Annotated in this window: 12 protein-coding genes; 2 read left to right on the top strand and 10 right to left on the bottom strand. The window is 32.7% G+C overall.

What is annotated here, in order from left to right; translation table 11 throughout:
- Positions 1-127 precede the first annotated feature (127 nt).
- Positions 128-973 (bottom strand): pur operon repressor, encoded by an 846-nt coding sequence (gene purR / locus ACWCL1_RS00205; RefSeq protein ID WP_454544912.1) that lies wholly within the window; start codon positions 971-973, stop codon positions 128-130.
- Positions 974-1354: 381 nt separating this feature from the next.
- On the opposite strand from purR, the gene ispE reads away from it, so the two are divergent.
- Positions 1355-2227 carry a 4-(cytidine 5'-diphospho)-2-C-methyl-D-erythritol kinase gene (gene ispE / locus ACWCL1_RS00210; RefSeq protein ID WP_454544913.1) on the top strand — a complete coding sequence of 291 codons (873 nt, stop codon included), beginning with the start codon at positions 1355-1357 and terminating at the stop codon, positions 2225-2227.
- A 52-nt stretch (positions 2228-2279) separates the two neighbouring features.
- On the opposite strand, the gene ACWCL1_RS00215 is transcribed toward ispE, so the two are convergent.
- The 9 genes from ACWCL1_RS00215 to ACWCL1_RS00255 form a co-directional block, all read right to left on the bottom strand.
- On the bottom strand, positions 2280-3137 hold the full coding sequence (locus tag ACWCL1_RS00215; protein WP_454544914.1) for an alpha/beta fold hydrolase: 858 nt from the start codon (positions 3135-3137) through the stop codon (positions 2280-2282).
- 92 nt (positions 3138-3229) lie between these two features.
- The gene (locus tag ACWCL1_RS00220; RefSeq protein WP_454544915.1) at positions 3230-3541 is read right to left on the bottom strand and encodes a Veg family protein; all 312 of its coding nucleotides are present in this window, start codon (positions 3539-3541) and stop codon (positions 3230-3232) included.
- A gap of 102 nt (positions 3542-3643) precedes the next feature.
- Complete coding sequence (gene rsmA / locus ACWCL1_RS00225) at positions 3644-4519, bottom strand: 16S rRNA (adenine(1518)-N(6)/adenine(1519)-N(6))-dimethyltransferase RsmA (RefSeq protein WP_454544916.1); 876 nt, start codon at positions 4517-4519, stop codon at positions 3644-3646.
- A complete protein-coding gene (gene rnmV, locus ACWCL1_RS00230; RefSeq protein WP_454545235.1) occupies positions 4512-5084 on the bottom strand; it encodes a ribonuclease M5 in 573 nt (190 codons plus the stop codon). The genes rsmA and rnmV overlap by 8 nt, the downstream gene beginning before the upstream one ends.
- An 8-nt stretch (positions 5085-5092) precedes the next feature.
- Positions 5093-5860, bottom strand: a complete 768-nt coding sequence (locus tag ACWCL1_RS00235) for a TatD family hydrolase (protein WP_454544917.1) — start codon at positions 5858-5860, stop codon at positions 5093-5095.
- A gap of 121 nt (positions 5861-5981) precedes the next feature.
- On the bottom strand, positions 5982-8009 hold the full coding sequence (gene metG / locus ACWCL1_RS00240; protein WP_454544918.1) for a methionine--tRNA ligase: 2028 nt from the start codon (positions 8007-8009) through the stop codon (positions 5982-5984).
- Positions 8010-8060: 51 nt separating this feature from the next.
- A complete protein-coding gene (locus tag ACWCL1_RS00245; protein WP_454544919.1) occupies positions 8061-8762 on the bottom strand; it encodes an NAD-dependent protein deacylase in 702 nt (233 codons plus the stop codon).
- 21 nt (positions 8763-8783) lie between these two features.
- Entirely contained in the window at positions 8784-9746 is a 963-nt protein-coding gene (locus ACWCL1_RS00250) for an IpaB/EvcA family protein (RefSeq protein WP_454544920.1), read from the bottom strand.
- Complete coding sequence (locus ACWCL1_RS00255) at positions 9743-11008, bottom strand: hydroxymethylglutaryl-CoA reductase, degradative (RefSeq protein WP_454544921.1); 1266 nt, start codon at positions 11006-11008, stop codon at positions 9743-9745. Before ACWCL1_RS00255 ends, ACWCL1_RS00250 begins: the two co-directional genes overlap by 4 nt.
- A 79-nt stretch (positions 11009-11087) precedes the next feature.
- Here ACWCL1_RS00255 and ACWCL1_RS00260 point away from each other — a divergent pair, with 79 nt between their 5' ends.
- Positions 11088-11846, top strand: coding sequence for a substrate-binding periplasmic protein (locus ACWCL1_RS00260; protein WP_454544922.1), 759 nt, complete (start codon positions 11088-11090; stop codon positions 11844-11846).
- Positions 11847-11897: the final 51 nt, after the last annotated feature.

Below are 11897 nucleotides of genomic sequence, written 5' to 3' on the forward strand. Positions count from 1 at the left end.
ACTTAAAAAAACTTCAACTTCAAATATTGATCATAACTATTAAACTCTTCTTAATCAAAAAGTTTATACTAAATCAACTGTAAATAAAAATGAGGTGTAACTTTACGCTACAACCTCATTTATACAACTATTTTTCAAGGCGTTTACCAAACACTTTTTCAATGTAATTGCCAGCACCTACATGAATTGTCTTGGCTGCTGTATTAACATTGTCAACTTTTAATAATGAAGTATAATCATCAACTAAGCGTTGTTCTTGATCAAGTGAAGCTTCAGCAAACACAGTAATGCCTACTAATTCCGAGTCAAATTCTTCGATCATTGACTTCATTCCATTAACTGTGCCGCCACCTTTCATGAAATCATCCACAACTAACACATGTGAACCGCGTTTTAAGCTTCGTTTTGATAATTCCATTTTTTCAATTCGTTGACTTGAACCTGATACATAATTAACTGAAACAGTGGCACCTTCAGTAATTTTTGAATCACGCCGCACAATTACAAATGGTGCATTTAAATAATATGCTACACTTTGAGCAATTGGCACTCCCTTAGTCGCAACCGTCATAATTGCATCAACTTGTCGCCCCATATATTGGCGTGCAATTAATCTTCCAACACGTCTTAAAACTTCAGGATTTCCTAGTAAATCAGATAAGTATACATATCCACCAGGCAATAAACGTGTTTCTTGTGAAAGTTCAGCTGCCATCTCCCAAATAAATTTTTCAGCATCTTCTTCAGCAATCCCAGGAATAAAACGTGCTCCACCAGCAGCTCCTGGAATTGTTTCTAAAATTCCCGTTCCACGATTTTTAAAAGTTCTTTTAATAATAGCTAAATCTTCGCTAATTGATGACTTGGCTGATTCATAACGCTTAGCAAAGTAAGTTAATGAAACCAACTTGTGCGGATTGTTTAAAAAATAACTAGTCATGTCAATTAAGCGGTCACTTCTACGTACTTTCATAGTTCATATCCTCCATAATTTTATCGGCCTAATTAATAATTATAGACGCTAACGTTCTGTTATTTTTATCGTATCCTTAAAGCCATACTCCTAATATTAATTCGAAAATAAATAATAACTTTCGTTAACATATAAATATTCGTTTTTAAACTTGAATAGAGTAAGACTATCATTAATTTTTAATTTAGTCAATATCTTTTATTCTCCTTTGATCACTTTAATTAATTAAATCAGCCTCTTTTTTAAAGATTTTATAAGATAATTATAGTAGTTATCACTTAATCGCGCAATTATCCACTTAATGGATTTCTTCGCTATTTAAAAGTTATTGAAAAAACATTATAATAATACATAATTATTAATTGTGAAATGAGGGGTTCGATGGAGATTTTACAAAAAGCTCCTGCCAAGTTAAATCTAAGCTTAGATGCTTTGTTTCGCCATCTTGATGGTGATCCAGAATGGCGAATGGTAATGACAGCAATTGACTTAGCTGATTATGTGCATTTAAAAACCTCGGTTGAATCTAACGAAATTAAAGTGATCACAAATACCGGATTTTTACCACAAGATCAACGCAATTTAGCTTATCAAGCTGCGTTAACTTTGCAACAAAAGTTTAATATCAATCAAGGCATTACCATTAGCATTGACAAACATATTCCCGTATCAGCTGGAATGGGTGGAGGTTCCTCTGATGCAGCTGCTGTATTACGCGGATTAAATCAACTATGGAATCTTAACTTATCTTTAGAAGAACTCGCCACGATTGGACTTGAAATTGATTCAGACGTTCCGTTTTGCGTTTATAGTTGTCCTGCACTCGTTGAAGGAAAAGGAGAGAAAATTACACCCTTAAATTCCTTAACTCCCTTTTGGTTTGTAGTTGCTAAACCTAAAGCTAGTGTGTCTACTCCATCAATTTTAAAACAAATTGACTTTAGTGAAATTGAGCATTTAAATGTAGATAAAGTTGTTCAAGCAATTCAAACGCAAAACTGGGATGCACTTACAACTGCTATGGGAAATAGTCTTGAACCCATTACCGTGCAAAAATATCCTGAAATTACACGCATTAAAGAAAAAATGCTTAAGTTTGGAGCTGATGCTGCTCAAATGAGTGGAACTGGTCCAACTGTTTTTGGAATTTCTCAAAAACTATCACGTGCACAACATATTTATAATAGTTTACGGGGTTTTTGCGATGAAGTTTATTTAGTCCGTCCATTTAACTTGACTAACTGTAAAAATTAATTCTAAATCAAAATAAAAGAAGCTATGAATTAAAAATTCATAGCTTCTTTTGTTATCTATTTTTATTATATAACTGATGGGCAACGTAGTCTAAAACACTAACATCTTGGTGCAATCCTGAGTGCCGAATCCCATAAAATATCTTAGTTTCACAAGTTGACCATTTTGAATCTAAGATATTATATAAAAATTCTGACTGAACATTTGGAACTGAAGTATCTGTATTATTTTTATAATCTGCCATCACATTATAAAAGTGGATTTTTCCAATTGGATCCAATTTTTCGTATTCTTTTCTTAACTTTTGATACTGTGCATCAGTTTTATCTTCTTGCTGTGCTTTTTGATATGAAATCTTATTATTAACAGCCTCATTTACAGGAGTTCCCAGTAAAATCACCTTATTAAATTTTACATTGCGCTGAAGCCATTTTGATTGGCCTAAAGCATGCAAAAATTCAGTTCCACCCCAAGAATGTCCTACAATATTTAATTGGTCGACCCCATATTTTTCATGTAAAATTTTGATTACCTTAATTGTCCATTTAGTTTGCGAATTATAGGTTTGACTTAAATTCCAATCAAAGAGCAATTGAATTAAAGCATTCTTCTTATTCTTAATTGATCCAGAAACTTTAACATCTCCATCGGGACGGACATGAATTGTCATCGTTTTTTGCGCGATATTTTCTTTTTGATAATAATTAATCATTTTATTATAAGTATAGTTACTCCCACCATATCCATTAATTAGAAGCGTGGGCATCTTCGTATACTTAATATCATGTCGCAAATGATTCATTCGCAAATCTTTTTGAGGACTTGGAATCAACAAAATAAATTGAATAATCAATGCAACGATTATTATTCCAACTAAAACTTTAAAAATATTTTTAATTGTTTTTTTCAATTTAAGGCCCTCTTAATCAATTACTTAGCCATTTATTTCCTTAATTTTCGAAGGGTTTCATGCAATCATTGCATTTGAATTTAATCGTTTTTTTAAAACTCTTCAACTTCCGTTTCTGATTCAAAATCAGTCGGTTCAATAATTCCTTCATCTACGCCGAAATCATTTTCACCCTCAAATTTTAATTTAATGTTACGTGTTAAAACATCTGTATAACTGTATGAAACACGTTCAACAGCACTTTGACCTTGGTCTAATTCAACGACAAAAATCGCAGGAAAAGTTTCGCTTAGTTTTCCCCGTCGTGTTAAAACTTTCTTTCGACCAACATGTGAAGTTACTGTCAAATTTTCCCCAATATGGATATCTAACATTGATTTAATTTGCATTAAAGTGCTTGGCATATGTTTCATCCTCCCATTTATGTTAAACAGTGTAACATATTAAAGAAAAAAACTCAATTTTACCATAAATCAGCAATTCAATGCAAGATAATCACACATATTCTAACTAAATTCTATTAATGCATTAGATAAATCTATAAATTCATCAATTGTTAGTTGCTCTGGACGTACTTTTTTATCAATTCCAACTTGGGTTAAAACTTGTTCGAGCATTTCTTTAGTATTTGTATTTTTACCATATATACCTTGTAAATTGTTCCATAGGTTTTTCCGCCGATGCGCAAATGCGCCCTTAACTAATTTCAAAAAAGCTTGCTCATTTTGAGGCTTTTTATTAATTTGATGTGAAACTAACTTAACAACTGCAGAATCAATTTTAGGTTGCGGAACAAAAACTGTTTTAGGAACAATAAATGAAATTTGTGCATCTGTATAATATTGAACTGCAATCGAAAGTGAACCATAATCTTTTGTACTTGGCTTTGCCGCCAATCTTTGAGCTACTTCTTTTTGCATCATTACTACAATTGCATCAAATTTAATTTCGCTTTCCAATAAATGCATAATAATTGGTGTAGTAATATAATATGGCAAATTCGCTACTAATTTTAACCGATGCTTACCATCAAAATTTTGCGAAATTAATTCTTTTAAATTTGCTTCTAAAATATCTTGATGTAAAACTGTCACATTTGAATATGGAGCCAAGGTTTCACCTAAAACTGGAATTAACCGCTCATCAATTTCTAATGCCATCACTTGATGAGCTTTTTTTGCTAATTGTTCTGTTAATGCACCAATTCCAGGACCTACTTCAATTACATCATCATCTCCATTAATTTCAGCTGCAGCCACAATTTTATGCAAAACATTAATGTCAGTTAAAAAATTTTGTCCTAAACTTTTTTTGAAATTTAACCCATATGTTTCCATAATTGCACGTGTTCGTGTTGGATTAGCAATTTCAATTTCACTCATCTTTTGATCCTCCTTTCAATTGTTGGTTGACTTTTTTCATTGCATCTTCAAAATCAGCTGGAGTAATTTCAAATAAACGTAATCGTTTATATAATTGCTTACCATTGGTATATCCAATGTTCAAAATCTCACCAAGCAATTCTCTTTTCTTCTTAGCATCGGTTCCATTAATTAAGCCTGCATTCATCAATGTTTCACGTGAAATTAGAGCAGGGGCGTTTGGAACTTCTGTATATAAATTCTTTAAAGCTGCTTGAATCGCTTCAATACTTGCATGTTCAACTCCTAAACTGCCTTGATGTGAAGGAGTAGCTGCTTTGCGATTTAAAAACGCATGCTTGACTCCTGGAACTGCTTCTTGAATAATTTTACGAATTTTTTCACCGGAGTAATCTGGATCAGTAAAAACAATTACTCCCCGCTTATCTTGTAAAATGGCAATTTGATCTAAAGTTTCATCACTAATTGCCGATCCGCGAGTTTCAAGTGTATCAGCATTAACTGCCAAATTAATTCTTTTAGTATCGTCTTTGCCTTCAACTACGATTACTTCTTGTATTTTCATCTTTTCATTCATTGAATTTTTAAAACCCTCTTTGCATTTTGACTTGTTTGACTTGCTAATTGATCAACATTTTCATTACGTAATTTTGCCAAAAATTCAACCGTATATCTGGTCATTCCGGGCTCATTTCTTCTATTGCGATAAGGCATTGGTGTTAAGTAAGGAGCATCAGTTTCTACTAATAAATGTTCTTTAGGAACAAATTTAGCAGCTGCTTGAACTTCTTTGGCATTGTCATAGGTAACTACACCACTAAATGAAATTTCCATTCCTAATTCTAAGAATTGTTGTGCCCATTGAACATCTCCATTAAAACTATGCATGATCCCACCATACTTAGCAGCATTAGTCTCTTCTAAAATGTCATACATATCTTCAAAGGCATCTCGGGTATGAATTACAACTGGTAACTTAAATTCATGTGCTAATTGAATTTGTCTTTTTAAAATTTCTTTTTGCAAATCATGATCCACATCACAATGATAATCCAAACCAATTTCCCCTAAAGCCTTCACTTTAGGTTCAATTAAATAAATCCGCAATTGTTCTTCAAGTTCATCATAATTTAATGCATCTTCAGGATGAACGCCAACTGCTCCATAAATATTTTCATAATTATTGATTAAATCAACCATCTTATCAGCACTTGGTTGATCATATCCCAAAACCAACATTGAATCAACATTGAGTGCTTTTGCACGTTGAATTACATCCGGAATATCTTGATTAAATTCATGTGAATTAATGTGAGTATGGGAATCAAATATTGAAAGCATTTTTCTTCCTCCTTCAAAGTAAGATTGACATAATCAAAAATAAAAGACTGTGACATATGCCGCAGCCTTTTACCCTATATTAATTTCTAGCTATGCTATGTCATTTTATTAGCATTAAATTTTATCCAATTAAAGCACCATTTGGAATATTTTTGGGAACAGTTAATAATTGAACTTGATCTCCAAATTCAGCTGACAATAACATTCCTTGACTAAGTTGCCCCCGCATTTTACGTGGTTGAAGATTAGTGACTGCGACCACTTTTTTACCAATTAACTCTTTTGGTTCTGGATACCAATCGGCAATTCCAGAAATAATTTGTCGATCGCCTTCATCACCTGCATCTAACCGGAATTTTAAAAGTTTATCAGCATTTTCCACTTTCTCTACATCTTTTACTTCACAAACTTTAAGTTCAACTTTTTCAAATTTATCAAAGCGAATCTCCTTCTTTGTTAAATTTAAAGTGGTTTTTTCTGGATCAAATTCGGCTTGAGATTTTGCCATATTTTTACGACCCTTTGCTTTTTCGTCCGCTGTCATCATTGATTTCATATATTCAATTTCTTCATCTTTGTCTAAGCGTGGGAAAATAGGAATTCCCTTTTTCACGACAGTAGCATTTTGGGGCATTTCAAAATATGATAAACCTCTGATTGCCATTTGATCAGTTGCAAAACCAAGTTGCTCAAAAATTTGTTTTGGAGCATGAGGCATTACTGGTTGAAGTAAAATTGCAATTACACGCAAACTAGCTGCCAAGTGAGCAAGGACACTATCTAATTGAACTTGAAATTCATCAGATTCATCTTTAGCTAATTTCCATGGTTCCGTTTCATCAATATATTTATTGGATCTTGAAACTAGTTTCCATAAACTTTCAAGTGCTTTTGCAAAATATGTTTTGTCTAAATCGTCGCAATATTCTTGAATTGCTTTAGCAGCAGTTTCTTCAAGTTCTTGATCAAATGCAGTTACATTTGACTTTAATGCTGGAATTTGACCATTACGATACTTATTAATCATTGCAACTGTTCTGTTTAATAAGTTTCCTAAATCATTTGCAAGATCAAAGTTCATTTTTTCAACAAAATCTTCAGGAGTAAAACGTCCATCATTACCAAATGGAACAGCCTTCATTAAGTAGTAACGTAATGCATCTAAACCATAACGATCCACAATTGTTTCTGGATAAATTACATTTCCTTTTGATTTAGACATCTTACCATCTTTCATTACTAACCAGCCATGACCAATAATATGTTTTGGTAATGGTAAATCAAGCGCCATTAAAATAATTGGCCAGTAAATTGTATGGAAACGTACGATTTCTTTCCCAACCATTTGAATGTTTGCAGGCCAAAACTTTTTAAATAATTCGTCATCTTTAGTGCCATATCCTAAAGCCGTAATATAGTTGCACAATGCATCAATCCACACATAAACGACGTGTTTTGGATCAGATGGAACGTGTACCCCCCAATCAAAACTTGTACGTGTTAATGCTAAATCTTCTAATCCAGGTTTAATAAAATTATTTAACATTTCTTGTTTACGTGATGCTGGCTCAATGAAATCAGGATGATCTTCATAATATTTAACCAAACGATCTGCATATTTACTCATCTTAAAGAAGTAACATTCTTCTTCTACAAGTTGCACCTCATGCCCTGATGGTGCTTTTCCTCCAATTATTTGACCATTTTCATCGCGGTAAACTTCAGCTAATTGTGATTCTGTGAAATATTCTTCATCAGATACCGAGTACCAACCCGTATAAGTTCCCTTATAAATATCACCTTGTTTTAGAAGTTTTTCAAAGATTTTTTGAACAGCTTCTTCATGATAGACATCGGTTGTTCGAATAAATTTGTCATTTGTAATTTCCAGCTTTTTCCATAAAGCTTTAATGTCATCAGCCATTTGATCAACATATTCTTTAGGAGTAATTCCTAATTTTTTAGCTTTTTGCTGAATTTTCAATCCATGTTCATCAGTTCCAGTTAAGAAGAAAACATCATACCCTTGCAATCTTTTATAACGCGCTAATACATCACACGCAATTGTAGTGTACGCATTCCCGATATGCAATCTTCCAGATGGATAATAAATCGGCGTTGTTACATAAAATGTTGGTTTGTTTGCCATTTTTTTTAATCCTTCCCGTTTCAACAAAGTATTAATTTTAGTATATCATAATTAAACTTGAACTTTAGCAAATTCTTTAACTGCATCATTAGTAATCATAATTCCATCAGGTGGAATGTTAATTGGAACATTATTAACCGCAACCAATTTAGCAGTTGCTTGTCGATACTGTAATAATCCAGCAAACGGATAAACAATAAAGGATGTTCCTACAATTACAATTAAGTCAGCATTTTGAATTGCTTCAATTGAATGCTCAAGATTTTGCGGATCAATTTGTTCACCATATAAAACGACTCGACTTCTTAATATTCCGTCACAATTTTGATGATAAATATCATTAATAAATTCATGCCAGTCAACCTTTTGACCGCACTTTTGACAGTATACATCATAAATATTGCCATGAAATTCAATTAATCTGTGAGGATCAATTCCAGCTTTACGATATAAGCCATCGACATTTTGTGTAATTATTTGTGCTCCTTGCTGGTTAGCTAAAGCAGCCATTTTTTGATGAATAATATTCGGCTTAGCATTAGGAAAATACAAATTTTTAACCACAAAATCATGAAAAACTTTCGGTTCATTTACTAAACAATCATGACTTAACAGATACTCCGGACTTTTCCCATTTGCATAAATTCCATGTTTTGAACGATAATCCGGAATTCCTGAAGCAGTTGAGACTCCTGCTCCCGTCAAAAAAACTACTTTATTTGCATTTTGAATTAAAGCATTTAGTTGACTCATTACTTCGCCTTCTTTATGTTTTCATCTTGTAAGATATGAAACTCCGATTGAGTCTAAATATTGTCCAACCGGCGTTTCATAAATTTGTTTAAATGTTTGTGCTTGTTGTTCTTCATTTCCTTTAGGTTGAGGAATTACAAAGGCATTTTGCTGATCTTTTTTCATGCGACCAACATAAGCTGTTTTAAATTGTAAGTTTTCCTTTAAATCTGTGTGAAAAATTTCAAATAACTGTCGCATCTCTAATCTTAATTGCCGTTTACTTAAAACTGGTGTTAGTGAAACAAATGTGTTTAAATTCATTCCATATAAATGATACTTATCAAGCACATTATCAAATTCTTGATAAAGTTTTACAACTGCACGATGAACATTAGCAACAGAATCAAGCGATTTTTGGGTAATTTTTTCAAACAAATATTGGGCTTGTTCGGTAGCCTTAGGATACAATTCTTGAAGTTTTGGCAAAATTTCTTCTTGACTAGCCTTAAAAAACACAAGCGCATCTAAAATATTCACTGTCCTTAAAACCATCCATTCATCTTGATGATCACTTGGTTCAGGCTTTAAAACTGCTAAAATTCCATTCCAGTAAAGTTCTTCAACTTCATTTGTGATCAATCCTAGTTCGCGTTGTTGATCATAAACAAAAAAGTGCATCAAAATGTCATATAATTCCATTCCAGTAGCAATGTATTTTGTATCTAAATTTTTCTTACCACTTTCTAAATTAAAAGAAATTTGCGGTAATTTTTGAAACATCAACATAAAATGTAAAAGTTCATGTGAAACTACATAATTCACATTGGTTTGATCAAGTACATTAATCACTAATTTTCCATTTCGTAAATAGTGTTGAGCTTGATCATGACGCACAAAACCAGCTTGATTTTCTTTATATTGAATTTCAATTCCATTTGGTTGAATTTTTTCTGCTTCTTTAATTAGTTGTTTAACTGCATCGTTTAAAATGGGTTCTGTCATTTTTCTTCCTCACGTAGTTTTTTCAATAATTTCTTTGCACTTTGAGAATCACGAACATGATTCTTTTCAAGCATTTTAACTAATTTACCAATTTCTTTGCCTGTTGCTCCTACAGATGCACTCAAACTTTTTAATTGAAGTTTCATGTGCCCACGCTGAATTCCATCAGTTACAAGAGCATAAAGAGCCGCTAAATTTTGTCCTAAACCCACACTGGCAATCACTTCAGCTAATTCACGCGCATTTTCAACTTTCATTAACTTATGATTAATTTTAACTAAAGGAACAATCTTAATTGAGCCTCCTACAAAGCCAACTGGCATTGGTAAGGTTAATTTTCCTTCTAAAAAGTCACCATTAATTTTCCATATACTTAATCCTTTATATTGACCACTTCTGGCTGCATATGCATGTGCCCCTGCTTCAATTGCGCGCCAATCATTTCCACTTGCAATTGTCACTGCATCAATCCCATTCATAATCCCTTTGTTATTAGTAGTAGCTCGATAGCAATCTAGTTGCGCTAAGCGCGAAGCTTGTTGAATTTTTTGAGCAACTTCTCTGCCACTAAAGTCTTTTTTGGATAATGCTTTAATTGGCACTTTTGTTTTTACAGTTACTAAACTTTCAGTAGCATAGTTAGATAAAATACTCATTAAGATATCTTGTTGATATAACTCCTCAATTTCATCAGCAACAGCTTCTAACATCGTATTTAACATGTTTGCACCCATTGCTTCTTGCACATCTACAGCTAAATCAACTGATAATAAATCATCTGCTAAAATCCGACATCTAATCCAACGTGCTCCTCCTCCCCGGCGAACAATTGAAGGATGCGCTTGATTAGCAACTTCAATTAAATGTGCTTGACATTTTTCAATTTTAGTAACTAAATCATCCATTGTTTTAACATTTTCAATCACAATTTGTCCAAGCATTAAGCGACTTGGAAGAGTGGCATAAAATCCACCCGCCTTCTTTGTCAAGCGTGCTCCATTACTGGCTGCTGCAATTACAGAAGGTTCTTCTGTTACCATAGGCACTAGATAATCTTTATCATTAACTCTGAAATTTAAAGCTAGTCCTTCTGGTATCCGATAATCAGTAATAAAATTTTCAATCATTGTATCGCCAATTTCTGGATTTAGCCTTGCTTCATCTAACGTTGCAATTTCATCATCGTTTAATAAATAAGAATCTCGTAAAATTGCTAACCGCTCATTTCTTGTTTTTCGATAATATTTTTCAAAACCTCGCATATTTTTTCTCCACTAGTTAAATTATTCTTAGATATATTATATAATAAATTTAACAATATTCGCAGAGGTGACGCTGGCTTTGAAAAAATATTTGAAATATCTCTTAGTTGCAACTACATTTTTTATTGCAATTGGATTAATTCCATCTGTTCAAGCCGATACTTTGAAAGTTGGTATCATCAAAAAAGCACCTAATTATATAAAAAAAGATGATCATTTAAGCGGATTTGATGTCGAACTTGCACATAAAATCGGAAAACAATTAAATAAATCCATCAAAATCAAAACATATTCTTCGCAACAGCAACTAATCAATGCAACTAAGCAACATAAAGTTGACCTTGGTTTAAGTATTCCTAAGTCAGCCACGCACTCTCTACATCAAAGTGAACCCGAACTGTACATAAAAAATGTTTTGTTTGGTCAAAAAAACTATTCAGTCAAAACATTAAAAAATCGGCCCGTTGGTATCCTTAAAAATCATTTTCAAGCTTCATTAATTAATTCACTTGGAATGAAAGCCATCACCTTTTCTTCAACTGATTCATTGATTACCGCTTTAAAAAAAGGAAAAATCAAAGCAGCATTATTAAATCAATACCAGTTAAATAATTATTTAACTCATCATGTTAACTATGACCAATTGCAAAACGGAAATAATCATGCTGAATTCAAAAAAATCGCTAACGTAAATATTACCGCAGAGCAGATTGTCGCTATCTCCACCAATGCTAAGACAACTAGTCAAGTTTCAAAAGCGCTTCATGATTTGCGAATTAATGGCGAGTTAACCGCGCTATCAGCTAAATACTATAAACACAACTATGCTTACCAATAAATTCAATAAGCCTAAAAGAAATTAAATTCTTTTAGGCTTATTTTTACTACT

Source organism: Ligilactobacillus sp. LYQ135 (assembly GCF_053711055.1).